Below are 18,120 nucleotides of genomic sequence, written 5' to 3'. Positions count from 1 at the left end.
CCACGACCGCGGCGGCCTGGGGACGAGACTACTGGTTCACGGCGACGATCATCTTCCCGGTGTTCTCACCGCGCAGCAGCCCGAGAAACGCGTCGACGCCCTGCTCTACGCCTTCGACGACCGTTTCCTGGTAGGTGAGCTCGCCCGAGGCGATCCAGCCGGCGACATCCTTGACGAACTGCGGCTGGAGCGCCGCGTGATCGCCGACGAGCATGCCCTGGAGCCGCAGCCGCTTGCCGATGACCAGCGCGAGATTGCGCGGAGCCGGGGTGGCCTCGGTGCTGTTGTACTGCGAGATCATTCCGCAGATCGTGGCGCGGCCGTGCACGTTGAACGAGGTGAGGGCCGCTTCCAGGTGCTCGCCGCCCACGTTGTCGAAGTACACGTCGATGCCGTCGGGTGCCGCCTCGCGCAACTGCTTCGTGACGGGGCCGTCCTTGTAGTTGAAGGCCGCGTCGAAGCCGAGGTCCTCGGTGAGGTGCCTGACCTTCTCATCGGAGCCCGCCGAGCCGATGACGCGTGCGGCGCCCCTGATCCTGGCCATCTGGCCGACCTGGCTGCCGACGGCGCCCGCGGCGCCGGAGACGAAGACCGTCTCGCCCTCCTTGAAGGAGGCGACATCGAAGAGGCCGGCGTAGGCGGTGAGTCCGGTCATGCCGAGCACACCGAGGTAGGCCGAGAGCGGGGCGGCCGAGGGGTCGACCTTGGTGGCGTGCTTGGCCGGCACCTCGGCGTACTCGCGCCAGCCGAGGCCGTGCAGGACGTGGTCGCCCACCGCGAAGCCCTCGGCGTTCGAGGCGATGACCTCGCCGACCGCGCCGCCGTCCATCGGCTTGTCGAGCTGGAAGGGCGGGGTGTACGACTTCACGTCGTTCATCCGGCCGCGCATGTACGGGTCGACCGAGAAGTAGAGGTTGCGCAGCAGGATCCGGCCATCGGCGGGCTCGTCCACCGGGGCCTCGCGCAGGGCGAAGTCCGCGTGGGTGGGCCAGCCGTTCGGACGGGCGGTGAGGTGCCAGGCGCGGCCGGTAGTGGGGAGTGCGGACATCGGGTACAGCCTCCTGAGCAAAGATTCATGACGTGAAACATCGACTGCCTTAAACAACCATGCCTGGATATTTTAGATTGTCAAGCATGTGGGTACCATGGCGGACATGGCCACTCGTACAGACCCGCTGACCCTGGAAGTCGTCGAGCTGATCGGCGACATCGTCATCCGGTACCACGAGGAGTACGACGAGGCGGCGGCGGCGCACTCCCTCACCGGGGCGCAGGCGCGGGTGCTGGGTCTGCTGTCCATCGAGGCGATGCCCATGCGCCGGCTCGCCGGGCACCTGAAGTGCGAGCCGTCGAACGTCACCGGGATCGTCGACCGGCTGGAGGCGCGCGGTCTCGTGGAGCGCCGCCCCGACCCCGCCGACCGCCGGGTCAAGATCGCCGCCGCCACCGACGCGGGCCGGCGGACCTCCGGGGAGCTGCGCGCCACGATGGACTTCGCCCGTGAGCCGCTGGGCGAGCTGTCGGCCGGGGAGCGGACGGTGCTGCGGGATCTGCTGCGGCGCATGCTGGGGCGTACGGAGGAGTAGGGGACGGCCGGGGTACGGGAGGGGGCCGGGCCGGCGCCGCTGCCGGACCGGCAGGATGGGGGTATGCCGCGATCAGGGAGCCCGTTCGGGCCGCTCGACTTCCAGCTGGTGCTGCTGCGCCGGATGGCCGACCATCAGCCGGTCCTCGTCGAGGACGCCCGGCACGAGCTGGGCGTCACGCTCGCGGAGATGCGCGAGGCGAACCGGCGGTGGCAGGCGATGGTCCGCTCGGCCCGGTCGGGCGGGGCGGCCCGGCGCTACCGGTCGGTGCTCGGCGAGCCGTCCGCCACCGCCCGCAGGAGGATCGGCGATCTGGAGTGCGAGGCCCTTCAGTGGCCGGTGCCCCTCTGGCCGGACCTGCGGTTCGAGGTGCTGACCGCGCCGGGCGGCGCGGTGTGGAACGAGTGGCTGGTCCGCGCCCCCGGCGCCGCGGCACCCGTCCTGGACACGGCGGACGATCTACGGCCCTGGTCGTGCACGGTGGACGAGGTGGCCCGCGCCTTCGCCCCCGTACGGCCGATGGAGGGCACCGCGCCGACCCGGTGGCGGCTCGCGCTGACGCTGCCCGGCGGGCGGCCCGCCGTCGCCGACTTCACCTGGGGGCTGCTCCAGGACGTACGAGCCACCGACACACCCGCGTAGAAGCTTGCTTTCTGGCGGCCCGTCAGAAAACCACCCGGGCGGCTCAGCCCAGCGCGCGCCCGGGTTGCGGCCGTCGCACGATGCGATGAGGACCGGCTGCCGCCGGTGCCCCACCCCAGTGTTTCCCGGGAGATCGTGCCGTGACCGTCAGTCTTGATCAGTTGCGTCGTTGCCAGGTAGCCGTCGACCTCGGGGCCTCGCGGACCCGCGTGTTCGTCAAGGGCATGGGCCTCGTCGTGGACGAACCGAGCGTCGTCGCGGTGAACGTCCGGACGGGCGCGCTCATCGCCGTCGGCGACTTCGCCGAGCAGATGACCGGCCGCACCCCCGGATACATCCGGGTGGCGCGCCCCGTCACGGGCGGCACCGTCGTCGACATCGACCTGGCCCGGCGCATGCTGGGGCAACTGCTCGGTGACAAGCTGCGGCGCAGGCTGCGGCGCACCCCGATGCTGCGCGCCGCCGCCTGCACCCCGCACAAGTCCGACCCGCTGGCGCAGCGCGCCACGGTCGAGACCCTGCTCGGACTCGGAGCCCGGAAGGTCGAGCTGGTCGACACCCTCGTCGCCGCCGCCGTCGGCTGCGGGCTCCCCGTCGAGCAGCCGACCGCCACCATGATCATGGTCTGCGGTGCGGCCACCACGCAGATCGCCGTACTCTCGCTCGGCTCGATCGTCACCGCCGAGCGGATCCCGGTCGGCGGTGAGGCCATCGACCGGGCCGTCGTACAGCATCTGCGCCAGCACCACCAGCTGCTGCTGCCGGGCCAGGCCGTACGGCCGCTGCAGCTGGCGCTCAGCGGCAACGGGCTGTCCCAGGACGGGCCCGAGTACACCGAGATCCACGGCCGGGACGTGGCCACCGGACTGGCCCGTTCGGTCCAGGTCGAGACCGCGGCCGTACGGGAGGCCATCAACACCCCGCTGACCGCCGTGCTCGACGGCATCGGCCGGGTGCTGCGCGGCTGCCCGCCGGATCTGGTCGCCGATCTGTCCGACCGGGGCATCATGATGGTCGGCGGGAGCGCCCTGCTGCCCGGCCTGGAGCAGATGGTGCGCAACGCGACGGGGATGCCGGTGCACATCGCCGAGCGGCCCGACGTCTGCTCGGTCCTCGGACTCGGCGCGATGCTGGAGGGGAAGATCCAGCCCCTGACGCTGGCTCCGCTGAGCGGCTGAACCGCACCCCAGGGACCTGCGACGATCGGAGCGGGGGACCACGATGACCGCTGACACCCGGCTTCCGCTGCTGCTCGAAGCGGTGCTGAGCGTCGGTACGGATCTCGAACTGCGCGGCACGCTCCAGCACATCGTGGACTCGGCGACCCGGATGACGGGCGCGCGGCGTGGGGCGCTCGGGGTGGTCGACCCCGAGCGCGACCGCCTCAGCGACCTGTTCTCGACCGGCACCGACGGCGACGCGCTGATCGGCCTGGCCGACGACACCCCCGGCCTGCTGCGGCTCCCGGTCCGGGTCCACCAGCAGGTCTTCGGGACCCTCCATCTGGCCGACAAGGACGGCGGGGGGTTCGACCGGGACGACGAGGCGCTGCTGCGGGTGCTCGCCGCGCAGGCGGGCATCGCCATCGGCAACGCCCGGCTGTACGAGACCGCCAGGCTCCGCGAGCGCTGGATCAAGGGGGCGGCGGCCGTCACCAACGCGCTGCTCACCGGCGAGAGCGCGACCGACGCGCTGACCACCGTCGCCGAACAGGCCAGGAGCCTCGCCGACGCGGTCGCCGGTGTGGTGCTCCTGCCGACCGACGCCGGCGGTATGGAGATCGTCGCCGCCTCCACCTTCGACGACCCGGGCGACCTCATCGGCGCCACCATCGCACCGGGCTCCCCCGTCCTCGTCCAGTTGCTCAGCGGGGACCCGGTGTACATCGAGGACTCGTCGACCGATCCCCGGATGACCACCCATGTGCGGGCCCGTTTCGGGCCGAGCATGATGCTGCCGCTGCAGAGCGGCGGCAAGCTGATCGGCACCCTCGCACTGCCCAGGCGGCGCAGCGGCCGCCCCTACAACGCGGCGGACCGGACGCTCGCCCTTCAGTTCGCCTCGCAGGCCGCGCTCGCGCTCGTACTGGCCGACGCCCGGCAGAACAGCGAGCGGCTGGCGGTCTTCGAGGACCGCGACCGGATCGCCCGGGATCTGCACGATCTCGTCGTCCAGCGGCTCTTCGCGACCGAAATGATGCTGGAGTCGACCCATCGGCGGGCGGCCGGAACCGAGCTCGGGGAGCTGATCGGGCGGGCGGTCGACGAGCTGGACTCGACCATTCAGGACGTCAGGACGGCGATCTTCGCCCTCCAGCAGCCGCCGGCCGACGCACCGTCGACGCTGCGCGGTCAGGTGCTGCGGGAGGCGGACAGCGCGCGGGCGCTGCTGGGGTTCGCACCTTCGGTGCACTTCGTCGGCCCGGTGGACGCGCGGATCCCGGAGCGGACCGGCGAGGAGCTGCTGTCCGCACTGCGCCGGGGGCTCGCCCGCGCGCACCGGTCGCCGGACGCCGCCCGGGTGGCGGTGGTGGTCGACGCCCGGGAGGGGCCGGTACGTCTGACCGTCACGCACGACGGGACACCGGACGGCGAGGACGGGAACACGCTGGTGTGGGAGGCGTCGTAGGGCCGGTCCGCCCCTGCGGCCGGGTTACGGCACCGGCGACCTGGCGTCGTAGCGCAGGAAGCCGCGCCGGGTCAGGCCGAGCAGGGTGACCGCGAGGACGCAGGCGAGGCCGCCGCCGACCACGGCCGCGGTCGGGGAGGCCAGATCGCCCGCCGAGCCCGCGAGGAAGTCGCCGAGGCGCGGTCCGCCCGCGACGACCACGATGAAGACCCCCTGGAGCCTGCCGCGCATCTCGTCCGGGGCGGCTACCTGCATCATCGTGTTGCGGAAGACCATGGACACGGTGTCAGCGGCACCGGCGAGCGCGAGGAAGAGCAGCCCGAGCCAGAGGTTCCTGGTCAGGCCGAACACCGCGATGGCGAGCCCCCATCCGGCGACCGCGACCACGATCGCGAGGCCGTGCCGGTGGATGCCGCCCAGCCAGCCGGAGAAGACCCCGCCGAGCAGCGCGCCGACCGCGGGGGCCGCCACCAGCAGCCCCGTGGTGCGGGCGTCTCCCCCGTACCAGAGGACGGCCACCGCGGGGAACAGCGCCCGCGGCTGGGCCAGGATCATGGCGCAGAAGTCCGAGAAGAACGTCATCCGGAGGTTGGGGCGGGTGGCCAGGAAGCGCAGCCCGTCCAGGACCGAGGCGCGGCTCTTCTGGCCCGCGGCCCGGTCGGGGAGCATCGTGGGCAGCCGCCACATCGCGTAGAGGGCGGCGACGAAGGAGACGGCGTCGATGAGGTACGCGGCCTGATAGCCCCAGAAGCCGACGATGAGGCCGCCGAGCATCGGGCCGATCAGCGTCCCGAAGGTGGTGGTCATCGAGGACAGCGCGTTGGCCGCGGGCAGTTGTTCACCGGGCAGCAGCCGGGGGATCATCGCGGATCTGGCCGGGGCGTTGAGGGCGGCGCAGACGGACTGCAGGGCCACGATGCCGTACAGAAACCAGACATGGTGGAAGCCGGCGAACGCGGCCGACGCGAGGGCGACCGAGAGGAAGGCGGACCCGAGGGCGCTGTACAGCCCGAGTTTGCGGCGGTCGAGCGTGTCCGCTACGGCCCCTCCGTACAGGCCGAACGCGACGAGCGGCACCAGCGAGAAGAGCCCCACCAGCCCGACGGAGAAGCTGGAGTGCGTGAGGGCGTAGACCTGGAGCGAGATGGCCAGGGTGGTCATGCCCTGCCCGACCCAGGAGACGGTGTTGCCGAACCACAGCCGCCGGAAGTCGGGGGATGTGCGCAGCGGTGTGAGGTCGGCGAGTATGCGCCGACGTATCGGCGTCTCCTTGGGCGGGCGTATCGGGGTCACACGGGATGCTAACCGGCGCCCGGGACCGCCCCCCGCCCCGGTCGGGTCAGTCCTTCGACCGCTGCGACGCGATGAGACCGCTGAACAGCCAGTGGACGGCGTCGCCGTAGAGATTCTCGGGAACCAGCTCCGGATCCGTCCTGCGGAGCTGCACAAGTCCCTGGAACAGCGCCATCACGACTGTGGCGACCCCGTCGAACGGAACGTCGTCGGACTGCCCCCGCGCCTTGGCCCGGTCCGAGAGGACGGTGGACAGCGCGTCCCGGTTGCCGCGGAACTGTGCGGCCATACGCTCCTGGAACTCGGGGTGACGGATCGCGTACAGCCAGAACTCCGCCTGCAGCGGGGCGAGATCCATGTCCTCGCTCGCGACCTCGACCAGCAGCCGGGACAGCATGGTCTGGGTGTCCTCGACAGTTCCGTCCCGGTCGGACAGGATCGCGGCGGCCTCGGCGAGGCGGCTGCCGCTCCGGTTCGAGAGAAGCTCGACGAACAGCTCGTCCTTGCCCGCGAAGTTCGAGTACAGCGCCCCGGTGGAGAACCCGGCGCTCTCCGCGATGTCGTCGACCGACGCCCCCGCGAAACCCTTGCGTGCGAACACCCGCGCCGCGGCCTCCAGGAGAAGGGTGCGGGTGCGCGCCTTGGTCTCCGCCCGGGTCATACGGCGCGGACGTGAGTCGTCGTCTTTCATATAGCGAACATTACCGAAATAGTGTTAATTACGTCAATTGCCGGGAGGGCGGCCGCATGGCGGGGCGCCTTCAGGCCCCGTCCGGCAGCCAGTTGCCGTGGAACCCGGCGGGCACCCGGGCGGGCAGCTCGATTGTGGCGACGGGTTCCGAGAGGTCCGTGGCGTCCAGGATCACCAGGTCACTGGCGTCACGGGTGCGGTCGTGGACATAGGTGATCAGCCAGCGCGGAGGCGCGAACGCCGCCTCGCCCGGCGTCCGGTCCGCGCCGAAGGCGTGCTCCGCGGCCGATCCCGTGTGCAGGTCGTAGCGCACGAGCGAGTTCCCGGCCGTCACATGGCCGTACCGGGCGTCGAGCCCCGCGAGACGGTCGTCGATACGGGGGAACTCGCAGGCCCTGTCGTCCAGTTGCTCTTCCCGTACCGCGCCGGTACGGAGATCGAGACGCCACCGCCACAGATGCGCGGGCACGGAGTCGTGGCCCTCCCACCACAGGTGCGCGTACCGCGCCGCGTACAGGACGACCTCGTCGCCCGCCTCGTACGCGTTGAGCGTATGGAACACGTAGCACGGATCGATGGGGAACCACCGCACCGCACCGTGCGGATCGGTCCTCGGCAGCAGCCCGATCCGGGCGCCGTATCCCGGGTCCCAGCGGTAGGGCATCCCCTTTCCGCCGGGCACCAGCACGACCGGCAGATCGAGGAAGACGACATGCCTGCTGGTGAGCGTGAACTCATGCATCATCGTCGGCCCGGCCACCTCTATCGGGCGGCTCAGCCGCAGGGTGCCGTGCGCGTCGGCGCGGTGGTACGTCAGATACGGCTGCCGCTTCGCATAACCGAAGAAGTGGAGCTCCCCGGTCTCCGGGCAGATCTTGGGATGCGCGGTCATCGGGGTGGTGAGCCCGCCCCCGAAGTCGTACGGACCGACCGTCTCCAGCTCACGGGTCACCTCGTACGGCAGCGACGCCTCCTCCAGCGCGAGCGTCCGGCCGGCGTGGCTGACGACATGGGTGTTGGCCCAGGCGCCGGTCAGCTCCGGTGAGCCGTCCGGACGGGGCGGCAGCGGGGTGTCGAAGCCCTCGGTGCGCACCCAGCGGTTGCGGTAGCAGGCGGCCCGCCCGTTCTCCAGGCGCACACCGTGGAGCATGCCCTCGCCGAGAAACCAGTGCCGCGACTCCGTACGCGGGTTCGGTCCGTTGCGTACGTACCAGCCGTTCAGCTCGGGCGGCACCGCACCGGTGACCGGCAGGTCGAACGCGGTCGACTCGGCGGCGACCGGGGCGTAGTTCCCCCGGGTGTGGAAGGTGTGCTCGGTCACGGGGCTGCTCCATGGTGGGGTGAACGGTCCGCGGAGGGCAACGGGGTTGTATGCGCGCGATCGTGACGGCGCGTCAACTCTGCGGTGACACCCGTCACGCCCGCACGGCAGGGGCTCGCTATCGGATGTGCGGCAGGGGCTTCGCGGTCATGGGCGGCGCGAGAGGGGTGAAGAACCGGCTGTCACCCAGCGGCCCGAGCAGCATGACGGCGAGTCCGAGCCCGATCGCGACGACGAGCGAGGCATCGCCGACCGAGCCCTTGAGCTGCTCCTCGACCACGGCCGCGATCACTACCAGGACGGCCTTCGAAGCGACCAGCGGCACCAGGTGCACCTCGACGGACCTGCGCCGGAGCCGGGACCTGAGCAGGAACATCACCACGGCGAACACGAGGATCGTGCGCAGCGCCTCCTCCCACACCGGCCTGCCGCGGTTGAGGTACCAGAAACCGCCGATCAGCAGACCGCCGAGCAGATAACGGAGGGCTTTCGATGAGGACGTCATTTCTTCGCTCCGAGAGGTGTGGGGAGACCGGTGGCGGCCAGTGCACGGCGGCGCCGGGGTATCGGGCGGGGGCGCGCATCGGCCCCCCCGTCCGGCTGGGCGTCGCCCAGCGGCTTTCATATGGATAACGCTATTCGGATAGTGAGCATTATGTCAATCGCTGGAGAGCAGGGCGGGCAGCAGAAAGACCCCGGCCGCTCGGCCGGGGTCGGGGTGGGGTCGTGGTCGCGGTGGGGTCGGGGTCGCGGTGGGGGTGGGGTCGCAGTGGGGGTGGGGTCGGGGTCGCGGTGGGAGCGGGAGGGAAGCTGGGAGGTCCTAGACCTCGACCAGGGTGATCTCGGTGGCCTTGACGCTGGTCCACACCCGTACGCCGTCCGCGAGGCCGAGTTCGAGTGCGGCCTGCGGGGTGATCTCGGCCACCAGGTCGGGCGCCTCGGCCGAGGTGATGAGGACGCGGAGCCTGCTGCCCGCCGATGTGATCTCCCGTACGGTGCCGGGCCAGACGTTGCGCGGGCTGCCGGTCGGCCGGTCCGGGTGTACGGAGACGGCCTCGGGCGCGATGATCGCCAGCGCCCCGGTGCCCTCGGCGAGCCCGTCGGCGACGACGAGCTGTCCGCCGCCGGTGAGCGCGAGGCCGTCCCCCGACGCGGTGCCGGTCCAGGCGTTGCGGCCGAGCATCCGGGCCACCCACGGCGACCGCGGATGCAGGGTGACTTCGGCGGGCGGGGCGTCCTGGAGCGTACGGCCGTCGTCCAGTACGAGGACCCGGTCGGCCAGCGAGACCGCCTCCACCGGGTCGTGGGTGACGATCAGACAGACACCGGCGAAGCCGCTGAGGTGCGTCCGCAGGGTGTGGCGCACATGGGCCCGGGTGGTCTGGTCGAGTGCGGCGAGTGGTTCGTCGAGCAGCAGCAGCCGGGGGCGGGCGGCGAGCGCCCTGGCGAGGGCGACGCGCTGCGCCTGGCCGCCGGAGAGCTGGGAGGGCTTGCGGGCGGCGAGATGGCCGACGCCGAGCCGCTCCAGCCACAGGGCCGCATCCCGGCGCGCCTCCGCGCGTGGCACCCGGCGCGACCGCAGGCCGTAGGCGGTGTTGGTGAGCGCGCTGAGATGCGGGAAGAGCGCCCCGTCCTGCGGGACCCAGGCCACCCCCCGGCGGTGCGGCGGCAGCGGGCCGACGTCGGTGTCGCCCAGCCGCAGTTCCGCGTGGGCGCGCGGGGTGAGGCCGAGGAGGGCGCGCAGCAGGGTGGTCTTGCCCGCGCCGTTGGGGCCGACGACCGCGATGGTGGTGCCCGGCTCCGCGTCCAGGGTCAGCTCGTTGAAGCCGGTGACCACCGCGTGCAGCGGCCAGCGCTCCTGCGGGGCAAAGGACTCGGGGGCCGGGCCGCCTCCCGTGGTGGTGTCCGCTGCGCCGACGGCGCGGTCCGCGTCCGGTGCGCCTTCCGCAGTGGCGGCGGGGCCGAAGCCGGGTTCGGGCCGGCCGGTGCCGTCCGTACCGTCCGTGTCGTCGGCGGGGCGTACGGGCTTCGCGGTGCGCTCGGCCGTTCCGCCGGTCCACCGTCCGCGCAGGGCGACCAGGACGGCCATCGCGATGACGAGAAGCAGCAGCGAGACGGAGGTCGCGGCCTCCGGCGAGTCCTGGAGCAGCAGATACACCTGGAGCGGCAGCGTCTGGGTGGTACCGGGCAGATTCCCGGCGAAGGTGATCGTCGCCCCGAACTCACCGAGCGCCCTGGCCCAGGTCAGCGCGGCGCCCGCGGCGAGACCCGGCGCGACCATGGGCAGCGTGACGGTGCAGAACACCCGGACCGGCGACGCTCCGAGCGAGGCCGCGGTCTCCTCGTACCGCGGACGCAGCCCGGCGAGCGTGCCCTCCAGGCTGATGACCAGGAACGGCATCGCCACGAAGGTCGCCGCGACCACCGCCCCCGAGGTGTGGAAGGGCAGCACGATCCCGAAGGTGTTCTCCAGCCAGGGCCCGAGCAGCCCCCGGCGGCCGAACCCGAGCAGCAGCGCCACACCGCCGACGGTGGGCGGCAGCACCATCGGCAGCAGGACGAGCGAGCGTACGAGCGTCTTGCCCGGGAAGTCGACCCGGGCGAGCAGCCAGGCCAGCGGCACCCCGAGCAGCAGTGAGAGGCCCAGCGCCCAGAAGGAGACCAGCAGCGAGAGCCGTAGCGCCTGGGTGGTGTCCGGGCTGGTCAGATGGGTGCCCAGCTCGCCCCATGAGGTGCGGGCCAGGATGCCGATCAGCGGCATCAGCAGGAACGCGACCGCGATCAGAGCGGGCACCGCGAGGGCGATCGGGGTGCCGGTGCGCGGAGTGCGGGCACGGACGCGGATGCTTCTCATCGGGGTTCCTGTGATCGGGATGCCGGACAGCGGCCACCCGGGTGCCGGAGCCGTGGCCGCGTATCCATACAAGGCGGGACCGTACGGGGCTGTCCACCGTCTGCGCGGATACGGCAGCGGCAACAACAGCCCCGTACGGGAGAGTTGAGCGTTCTACAGCTTGGGCGTTCTACAGCTTGGGCCGCACTACGGCTTTAGGCGTGCTACGACTTTGGCCGTACTGCGGCTTGGGCCTGCTACGGCTTTGGCCGCACTGCGGCTTTGGGCCTGCTACGGCTTCTGGAAGCCCGCGCCCTGGAGGATCTTCTGCGCCTCGGGGCCGGCCAGCCACTTGACGAACGCGGCGGCGGCCGCCGAGTGCTTCGAGTCCTTGATGGTCGCCGCCGGGTAGGAGGCGACGGCGTTCTGCGCGTCGGGGATGTCGACGGCCTGGACCTTGCCGGGCGCCGTGGCCGCGTCCGTCTTGTAGACGATGCCCGCGTCCGCCTCGCCCAGCTCGACCTTGGAGAGGACGGCGCGGACGTTGACCTCCTGGGAGACCGGCTTCACCTTGATCTTCTGGGCGTCGAGCACCTGCTTGCTGTAACGGCCGACGGGCACCTCGGGGGCGGCGAGTACGACCTTCAGCTTGGAGTCGGAGAGGTCCTTCAGGTCCTTGATCTTGTCCGGGTTGCCCTTGCCGGTGGCGATGACCAGACGGTTCTTGGCGATGATCTCCGGCGTACCGACGTCGGACTTGAGGCCGTCCATCGTCTTGGTGTCCGCGGTGACCAGCGCGTCGGCCGGGGAGCCCTGCTTCACCTGGGTGGCCAGTTCCTGGGAGCCGGCGAAGGAGTAGGTGATCTTCGTGCCGGGGTGCTCCTTCTCGTACGCCTTCTTCGCGGTGGCGAACACGTCGGTGAGCGAGGAGGCGGCGAGGACGGTCAGATCCGCCTTCGGGGTGCCGGACGCGGAGTCGGACGCCTTGGCGCCGGTGTCCTTCTTGCTGTCGTCGTTGCCGCCACAGGCGGCCAGCGGCAGCAGCAGGGCTGCGGTGACGATCGCGGTGGCGGTACGGCGGCGGGTGAGGATGCGGGACATGAGGGTGGGACTCCTTGAGGGACGGGCGGCACGGTTGCTGCCCGAGCGGATGGGGATGAGCCACGCCGAATGGGGGCCTCCCGGCTCGGGTTGGTCCGAGGGTTCGGGGAAGGGCGACGCCGCTGTGTGGGGGAGCTGCTTACGGGAGCGGATCCGAGCCGGCACGGGGCTCAGGTCCGGTCGATGTGCACACTGGTCGACTTGACGCGGGCGGTGGCCTGCATGCCGACCTCCAGGCCGAGTTCCTCGACGGCCTCCCTGGTGAGGAGGGAGACCAACCGGTGCGGGCCTGCCTGGATTTCCACCTGAGCCGCCACATCGCCGAGCTTCACGGCGGTGACGATGCCCGGGAACGCGTTGCGCGCCGAGGTGTAGGACGCGCCGTCCTCGCCTGCGGAGCTCTGCCCGATCTCGATCGAGAAGGCGGCCAGATCGCGTCCGCCGATGAGCCGGCGGCCGGATTCGTCGCGGTGGGTCGCGACTCTGCCGGCATCCGCCCAGCGACGAGCGGTGTCGGGGCTGACGCCGAGCAGACGAGCCGCCTGACCGATCGTGTAGGACTGCATATGCGGAAAGATATGCCCAGTTGGCTGGCATCTGCAATTCATCGGCCGAAGCTCCATGGCAGATGCCAATCCCCTTGGAGGAAGACCCGAAGCGCCGTTGGGCGACAGGGGACGCACGGCGAAGGCGGGGAACGTAATATCGCAAATCCGACATCCCCCTCTGTGTGCGAGGTTCCCCCATGTCTCTGGACATCCGCAGTCTGAGCATCCGCAACCAGCTCCCCGGCACCGTCACGGGCGTCACCGAGGGGGCGGTCATGGCGACCGTCAAGGTGCACCTCGGCGGCGGCCAGGAGGTCACCGCCGCCATCACCCTGGAGGCTGCGCGGGAGCTGGGTGTCGCGGAGGGCGTGGCCGTACGGGCGCTGATCAAGTCCACCGAGATCTCCCTGGCGACCGGCCCGGTCACCGGGCTGAGCATCCGCAACCGGCTTCCCGGCACGGTCACCGCCGTCACGACGGGCGGGGCCATGGCCGGGGTCAAGGTCGACGTCGAGGGGGCGGAGCTGACGGCGGCCATCACGAAGGAGTCGGCGGCCGAACTCGGCCTCGCGGCGGGCTCGTCCGTCGTCGCGCTGATCAAGTCCACCGAGGTCTCCCTCGCCACGGTGTGAGGGCGGGCGGCACGGCCGCGCCTACCGCTCGGCGAAGACGCAGGCACCGACCCAGACACTGGTGATCGCGCTGATGTAGCGCGCCCCGCAGCGGTCGGACGGGACCACCAGCTGACTGCCCGCCATGTCCAGGCCGCGTCCGTCCACGGCGGTGGCCAGCAGGATCGGCGAGTCCGCGAAGTCCGCGTCGATCTCGGCCCAGGACAGCACCGTACGGTGCCCGTCCCCGCCCTGGACGGCCAACAGGAAGCGGGAACGGTCCTTGCGCCGCGCCGGGTCGAAGGCCGGCCGTGCGTCGCCGACGACCTCGCGCAGCAGCGGACCCTCGAAGGTGTGGTGCTGCGGGCCGTTCTTGGCGCAGTCGAAGACCACATCCGCCCGGTGCTGGCCCCACCGGGCCCGCAGATCCGCCACCGTCAGCGCGACGGGCCGCACCAACTCGCCCTTGAGCACCAGGCTTCTGGGCGCCAGGGAGGCGGCGCGGACGGGCCGGGACGGTGCGGTGGTTCCACTCATGGGGTTCCCCCTCCAGGCGGGCCACTCGGCGTCCGCCCTTGCCTGGAGCCCATGATGCCCACCGCCTCGGCGCCTGAACCACAGGTGCGGCCCGATGTGGCTCGCCCGGCTCGCCGCTGGGAGGGAAAGGGGCCGCGGGAAGCGGTATCCGCGAGATGTCCGGGGATCCGGGTGAATCTCTAGACATCCAGGCCCCTCGCCCGCCGGTCCATGGCACGCCATACGCGGTCGCGGGTGACCGGGAGTTCGGTGAAGCGGATACCGGTGGCGTCCCGCAGGGCGTTGGCCAGCGCCGGGGCCACCGGGTTGAACGGGCTCTCGCTCATGGACTTCGCGCCCAGCGGACCGATGGCGTCGTCGGTCTCCATGAAGTGCACCTCGGTACGCGGCACATCGGCGAAGGCGGGCAGCCGGTACATCCGGAAGGCGGGCGTGGTGACCTGGCCACGGTCCCCGATCCGTACGTTCTCGAAGAGCGTCGCCCCCAGGGCCTGCGCCACTCCCCCCTCGACCTGGCCGCGGCACTGCATCGGGTTCATCACCTTGCCCGCGTCCGCCGCGTGCACGCTGCGCAGGATACGGATCTCACCGCTGCCGGGGTCGACGGCGATCCGGAACCACTGGGCGTTGAAGGCCACCGAGCGGGGAGTGCCGCCGAAGTACCCGTCCTCGGCGAGCACCTGGCCCGCCGTCTGCGCGGCGGCGTACACCTCCTTGAGCAGCAGACGGCGGTCACCGCACTCGACGGCCTCCTCGACCAGACGGCAGTCGGCCGGGGACACCCCGAGATGGGCGGCGGCGAAGCGCAGCAGCGACGCCGCGAGCGCCTCCGATGCCCGCAGGGTGGCCTTGCCCGCCACCACGGTGCCGGTCGACCCGAAGGCACCGGTGTCGTGGCGGACCACGTCCGTGTCCGACTGCCGGATGGCGATCCGGCCGACGGTGGTGCCGAGTTCGCCCGCCGCGATCTGCCGGTGGACGGTGGTGGTGCCGTTGCCGAACTCGGCCGTACCGACGGCGAGGTCGAAGGTGCCGTCGGCGAGCAGCGTGACACGGGCGTCGGCGATGTGACCGCCGGGCGGCCCGGTGGCGATCATCGAGAGGGCCGCGCCCTCCCCGGTGAGCCAGCCATCGGGCACGACGGCGCCCGGTGCGGTCTCCGGTGCGGTGTCCGGGGCGCCCGCGCTCTCCTTCTCCTGCGCCTGTGCCCGCTCCTTCTCCTGTGCCTGCGCCGTGCGGACGATACCGAGGCACTGGTCGAGCCCGTAGCTCGCGATGTGCAGGTCCTCCTCCTCACCGTCGGCGGTGACCATGGGCTCGCCCGCCTTGATGATGTTCCGCGCCTTGAGGTCCAGCGGGTCCATGTCCAGCCGCCTGGCGATCTCGTCGAGCACGGACTCCATGCCGAAGACGACCTGCCCGAGCCCGTACCCGCGGAACGCGCCCGCCGGAACGGTGTGGGTGTAGACCGAGTAGCCGTCGGCCCTCTTGTTGGGGCAGCGGTACACCGAGAGGGACTCGCCGCAGGCGTGGAACATCACGGCGGGGCCGTGGTTCCCGTACGCCCCGGTGTTGGAGACGACGCGCAGCTGGAGCGCGGTGAGCGTGCCGTCCCGCCGGGCCCCGGCCTTGATACGGATACGGAACGCGTGGCGGGTGGTGGCGCCGTAGAACTGCTCGGCCCGGGTGTACTCCAGCTTGACCGGGCGGCGGGTCCGCATCGCGGCGAGCGCGACGATGTCCTCGACGATCATCTCCTGCTTGCCGCCGAAGCCGCCGCCGACCCGGCCCGCGAACACGCGCACCTTCTCCAGCGGCAGTTCGAAGAGGACACAGAGCGCGCGCCGGGTCAGGAACGGGGTCTGGCTGCTCGTCCGTACGATCAGCCGCTGCCCTTCGGGCGGGGCGGGGATCCCGGCGGTACGGCCGGTGCCCGCCGCCTCTTCTGCCGCTACTGCCGCTACTGGCTCTTCTGCGTCTCCGGCCTCTCCGGCCTCCGCAGCCTCTCCGGCCTCCGCGGCCTCCTCTGCCTCTTCCAGCTCTCCCGCCTCTCCCGGCTCTCCCACCCCGGCGTGGACGTTCACGCCCGTCTCGGGGTCCCTGCTCACCCGGTCGACCCCCACCGCGGAGCCCACCTCGCCGGCCACGTTCTCGTCCATGTCCTCGAACCAGGCCACCGCGCCGTGCGTCTCCAGGCTGGCGTGCTGCACCCGCTGGGTCCGGAAGTCCTGTTCGTACACCACGTCGGCCTCGGCGAAGCCCGCCTCGACATCGCCGGTCTCGCCGTGGGTCTCCCCGACCACGTTGTCCTGCGGGCGGCTGATCCGGGATCGCTCCGCGTCCTTGGCGTGGACGACGGGAGCGCCGGGCAGCATCGCCTCCTCCGGGTCGAGCACGGCGGGCAGGACCTCGTACTCGACCTCGATCCGGCGGCATCCCTCCTCGGCCGCGCCCTCGCTCTCGGCGACGACGGCGGCGACGCGCTGGCCGACGTAGCGCACCGTGTCGTCCAGCAGCCGGGTGTCGTCCGGGTCCTCCTCGGGGTGTTCATGGCGCGCGGTCGAGTAGAGCCGCTCCGGTGCGTCGTGGTGGGTCAGTACGAGGTGCACTCCGGGCACCCGCAGCGCGGCCGCCGTGTCGATGGAGACGATCCGGGCGTGCGCGTGCGGGGAGCGCAGCAGCTTCATGTGCAGCAGCCCCGGCACATTGATGTCGAAGGTGTAGCGCGCGGTGCCGGTGACCACCTGCGGCCCGGCGGGGGCGGGCAGACTGCGGCCGACGGCCTTGCCCGCGCACGGCGCCTCGGCGTGCTTGACGCCCCGGATGGAGTCCTCGATCGCCCGGTAGCCCGTGCAGCGGCACAGATTTCCCTTGAGCGCCCTGGGCAGGTCGGTCAGCTGGTCCTCGTCGAGCGCCGCGGTGGTCATCAGGAACCCGGCGGTGCAGAACCCGCACTGGAATCCCTGCGCGTCGAGGAACTTCTGCTGTACGGGGTGGAGTTCGCCGTCCTTCGCGAGCCCCTCCACCGTGGTGACCGAGCGGCCCTCCGCCCGGACGGCGGGGTAGAGGCAGCTGTGCACGGGCTCGCCGTCCACATGCACCGTGCACGCCCCGCAGTCGCCCGCGTCGCACCCCTTCTTCACACCGAACCAGCCGCGGTCCCGCAGATAGGTCCGCAGACACTGGCCGGGGCGGGGCTCCGCGTCGAAACGCTGGTTGTTCACTTCGATCTCGTAGGTCATCGCACACCGCCCCCGGTGAGTTCGGAACGGATCTCCTCGGCCAGCCGCAGCGCCATGTGGCGGCGCCACTCGGGGAGTCCGTGGATGTCGTCGAACCAGTCGTCGTCCCGGACCTCCCGCAGGATCGCCGCGCGCAGTTCGTCCGGCGAAGGCGGCAGCGGGAACCAGAACCGGAAGGGCCGTACGGTCGCGGCCGAGACCGTGATCGCCAGCGAGCCGTCCAGCGGGTCGAGCGCGCCGATGACCAGGGCGCCGGAGCGTCCGAGCCCGTAGAGGGACGCCTGCCGGAAGGCCGTACGGGAGGCGACGGCGCGGGCGGGCAGGGTGACCGAGCGCAGCAGCTCCCCCTGGCCCAGGTTCTTCGCCCCGGCACCGGTGATGAACTCCGTGACCGGCAGACGGCGCAGCGATCCGTCCTGGGCCCGGAGCAGGCAGACGCCGTCGAGAGCGGCGGTGAGGGAGATCATCGGGCCGGCCGGCAGACCGTTGCAGAGGTTGCCGCCGAGAGTCGCCATGTTCCAGATCTTGAACGAGGCGAGGAAGGCGCGGCAGCACTGCTCGACGAGCGGCGCCGCAGGGGCCGACCAGACCTTTCCGAACCGCGAGAGCTGGGCGATCGTGCAGGTCGCGGCGATCTCCAGACCGCCGTCCGGCAGTTCCTTCAGCGGCTCCCAGCCCATCCGGCTGAGGTCGATCAAACGCCGCAGCCGGGGCTGGGGTTCGGAGAAGAGGTAGGTGCCGCCGCCCAGCCAGTAGTCGCCGGGCCGCCAGGCCGGCCGGGTGCGCGCGTCCCGCACCTCGGCCACCGTGTTGAGATCCATAGCGCTCCCCCTCGTTCCCTCTCCGTACTGCTCCCGGCCCGTACCGTGCGGGGTTCGTCGGGGTGTCCGTATGCCGGGGCCGCTGCCGACGCGGCATGTGCTCCGCCAGTGAAGCAACGCGCCGGGGTCCGGGACGACTGGTTCCGGCCACGGAAAACCGCCGGGTGCACAGCACGATGGTTGGACGATCAACCAAGGGGCGTTCCTCCATTGACGCCTGGCATTTACGATGGTTCCACTCACACTCGCCTCGTGAATGTGAGATG

The 18,120-nt window shown here is 71.6% G+C and carries 16 protein-coding genes; 5 read left to right on the top strand and 11 right to left on the bottom strand.

Translation table 11 applies throughout. The annotated features are described in order from the left end of the window. Nucleotides 1-28 precede the first annotated feature (28 nt). Nucleotides 29-1,048 (bottom strand): NADP-dependent oxidoreductase, encoded by a 1,020-nt coding sequence (locus ACWGKJ_RS05840; protein ID WP_385025643.1) that lies wholly within the window; start codon nucleotides 1,046-1,048, stop codon nucleotides 29-31. Between the two features lie 106 nt (nucleotides 1,049-1,154). Between ACWGKJ_RS05840 and ACWGKJ_RS05835 the strand changes: the two genes are divergently transcribed. The 4 genes from ACWGKJ_RS05835 to ACWGKJ_RS05820 all read left to right on the top strand — a co-directional run bounded on the left by ACWGKJ_RS05835 (nucleotide 1,155) and on the right by ACWGKJ_RS05820 (nucleotide 4,856). After that, nucleotides 1,155-1,586, top strand: a complete 432-nt coding sequence (locus ACWGKJ_RS05835) for a MarR family winged helix-turn-helix transcriptional regulator (protein WP_385025646.1) — start codon at nucleotides 1,155-1,157, stop codon at nucleotides 1,584-1,586. A 63-nt stretch (nucleotides 1,587-1,649) separates the two neighbouring features. Beyond that, complete coding sequence (locus ACWGKJ_RS05830) at nucleotides 1,650-2,228, top strand: hypothetical protein (protein WP_385025649.1); 579 nt, start codon at nucleotides 1,650-1,652, stop codon at nucleotides 2,226-2,228. A gap of 140 nt (nucleotides 2,229-2,368) precedes the next feature. Then, on the top strand, nucleotides 2,369-3,406 hold the full coding sequence (locus ACWGKJ_RS05825; protein ID WP_385025652.1) for a rod shape-determining protein: 1,038 nt from the start codon (nucleotides 2,369-2,371) through the stop codon (nucleotides 3,404-3,406). 43 nt (nucleotides 3,407-3,449) lie between these two features. Then, nucleotides 3,450-4,856, top strand: coding sequence for a GAF domain-containing sensor histidine kinase (locus tag ACWGKJ_RS05820; RefSeq protein WP_385025655.1), 1,407 nt, complete (start codon nucleotides 3,450-3,452; stop codon nucleotides 4,854-4,856). 24 nt (nucleotides 4,857-4,880) lie between these two features. Here the strand turns inward: ACWGKJ_RS05820 and ACWGKJ_RS05815 are convergent, their stop codons facing one another. From ACWGKJ_RS05815 to ACWGKJ_RS05785, 7 genes are all read right to left on the bottom strand, one after another. Beyond that, entirely contained in the window at nucleotides 4,881-6,149 is a 1,269-nt protein-coding gene (locus tag ACWGKJ_RS05815) for an MFS transporter (RefSeq protein WP_385025658.1), read from the bottom strand. 46 nt (nucleotides 6,150-6,195) lie between these two features. Further along, nucleotides 6,196-6,840: a TetR/AcrR family transcriptional regulator gene (locus tag ACWGKJ_RS05810; RefSeq protein ID WP_385025661.1), complete on the bottom strand. Its 645-nt coding sequence runs from the start codon at nucleotides 6,838-6,840 to the stop codon at nucleotides 6,196-6,198. A gap of 70 nt (nucleotides 6,841-6,910) precedes the next feature. Next, a complete protein-coding gene (locus ACWGKJ_RS05805; protein WP_385025664.1) occupies nucleotides 6,911-8,161 on the bottom strand; it encodes a carotenoid oxygenase family protein in 1,251 nt (416 codons plus the stop codon). A 118-nt stretch (nucleotides 8,162-8,279) separates the two neighbouring features. Continuing rightward, a complete protein-coding gene (locus ACWGKJ_RS05800) occupies nucleotides 8,280-8,666 on the bottom strand; it encodes a hypothetical protein (RefSeq protein WP_385025667.1) in 387 nt (128 codons plus the stop codon). A gap of 315 nt (nucleotides 8,667-8,981) precedes the next feature. Beyond that, on the bottom strand, nucleotides 8,982-11,015 hold the full coding sequence (locus ACWGKJ_RS05795; protein WP_385025670.1) for an ABC transporter permease: 2,034 nt from the start codon (nucleotides 11,013-11,015) through the stop codon (nucleotides 8,982-8,984). A gap of 270 nt (nucleotides 11,016-11,285) precedes the next feature. Beyond that, entirely contained in the window at nucleotides 11,286-12,095 is an 810-nt protein-coding gene (gene modA, locus ACWGKJ_RS05790) for a molybdate ABC transporter substrate-binding protein (protein ID WP_385025673.1), read from the bottom strand. A gap of 170 nt (nucleotides 12,096-12,265) precedes the next feature. Beyond that, nucleotides 12,266-12,661, bottom strand: a complete 396-nt coding sequence (locus tag ACWGKJ_RS05785; RefSeq protein WP_385025676.1) for a TOBE domain-containing protein — start codon at nucleotides 12,659-12,661, stop codon at nucleotides 12,266-12,268. Between the two features lie 179 nt (nucleotides 12,662-12,840). On the opposite strand from ACWGKJ_RS05785, the gene ACWGKJ_RS05780 reads away from it, so the two are divergent. After that, nucleotides 12,841-13,275 carry a TOBE domain-containing protein gene (locus ACWGKJ_RS05780; RefSeq protein WP_385025679.1) on the top strand — a complete coding sequence of 145 codons (435 nt, stop codon included), beginning with the start codon at nucleotides 12,841-12,843 and terminating at the stop codon, nucleotides 13,273-13,275. Nucleotides 13,276-13,296: 21 nt separating this feature from the next. Here the strand turns inward: ACWGKJ_RS05780 and ACWGKJ_RS05775 are convergent, their stop codons facing one another. The 3 genes from ACWGKJ_RS05775 to ACWGKJ_RS05765 form a co-directional block, all read right to left on the bottom strand. Continuing rightward, nucleotides 13,297-13,791, bottom strand: coding sequence for a molybdopterin-dependent oxidoreductase (locus tag ACWGKJ_RS05775; RefSeq protein ID WP_385025682.1), 495 nt, complete (start codon nucleotides 13,789-13,791; stop codon nucleotides 13,297-13,299). Nucleotides 13,792-13,970: 179 nt separating this feature from the next. After that, nucleotides 13,971-17,033 carry a molybdopterin-dependent oxidoreductase gene (locus ACWGKJ_RS05770; RefSeq protein ID WP_385025685.1) on the bottom strand — a complete coding sequence of 1,021 codons (3,063 nt, stop codon included), beginning with the start codon at nucleotides 17,031-17,033 and terminating at the stop codon, nucleotides 13,971-13,973. After that, nucleotides 17,030-17,854: an FAD binding domain-containing protein gene (locus ACWGKJ_RS05765; protein WP_385025688.1), complete on the bottom strand. Its 825-nt coding sequence runs from the start codon at nucleotides 17,852-17,854 to the stop codon at nucleotides 17,030-17,032. The genes ACWGKJ_RS05770 and ACWGKJ_RS05765 overlap by 4 nt, the downstream gene beginning before the upstream one ends. Between the last annotated feature and the right edge of the window lie 266 nt (nucleotides 17,855-18,120).

The organism is Streptomyces sp. NPDC054757 (assembly GCF_053612185.1).
Note: the sequence above shows the minus strand (reverse complement) of the source record. Positions and strands in the feature narration are given on the sequence as shown.

Excerpts from the sequence above, each read along its gene's own strand:
- ACWGKJ_RS05840 (WP_385025643.1), bottom strand. The coding sequence starts at position 1,048 with ATGTCCGCACTCCCCACTACCGGCCGCGCCTGGCACCTCACCGCCCGT.
- ACWGKJ_RS05835 (WP_385025646.1), top strand. The coding sequence starts at position 1,155 with ATGGCCACTCGTACAGACCCGCTGACCCTGGAAGTCGTCGAGCTGATC.
- ACWGKJ_RS05830 (WP_385025649.1), top strand. The coding sequence starts at position 1,650 with ATGCCGCGATCAGGGAGCCCGTTCGGGCCGCTCGACTTCCAGCTGGTG.
- ACWGKJ_RS05820 (WP_385025655.1), top strand. The coding sequence starts at position 3,450 with ATGACCGCTGACACCCGGCTTCCGCTGCTGCTCGAAGCGGTGCTGAGC.
- ACWGKJ_RS05810 (WP_385025661.1), bottom strand. The coding sequence starts at position 6,840 with ATGAAAGACGACGACTCACGTCCGCGCCGTATGACCCGGGCGGAGACC.
- ACWGKJ_RS05800 (WP_385025667.1), bottom strand. The coding sequence starts at position 8,666 with ATGACGTCCTCATCGAAAGCCCTCCGTTATCTGCTCGGCGGTCTGCTG.
- ACWGKJ_RS05795 (WP_385025670.1), bottom strand. The coding sequence starts at position 11,015 with ATGAGAAGCATCCGCGTCCGTGCCCGCACTCCGCGCACCGGCACCCCG.
- modA (WP_385025673.1), bottom strand. The coding sequence starts at position 12,095 with ATGTCCCGCATCCTCACCCGCCGCCGTACCGCCACCGCGATCGTCACC.
- ACWGKJ_RS05785 (WP_385025676.1), bottom strand. The coding sequence starts at position 12,661 with ATGCAGTCCTACACGATCGGTCAGGCGGCTCGTCTGCTCGGCGTCAGC.
- ACWGKJ_RS05780 (WP_385025679.1), top strand. The coding sequence starts at position 12,841 with ATGTCTCTGGACATCCGCAGTCTGAGCATCCGCAACCAGCTCCCCGGC.
- ACWGKJ_RS05775 (WP_385025682.1), bottom strand. The coding sequence starts at position 13,791 with ATGAGTGGAACCACCGCACCGTCCCGGCCCGTCCGCGCCGCCTCCCTG.
- ACWGKJ_RS05770 (WP_385025685.1), bottom strand. The coding sequence starts at position 17,033 with ATGACCTACGAGATCGAAGTGAACAACCAGCGTTTCGACGCGGAGCCC.
- ACWGKJ_RS05765 (WP_385025688.1), bottom strand. The coding sequence starts at position 17,854 with ATGGATCTCAACACGGTGGCCGAGGTGCGGGACGCGCGCACCCGGCCG.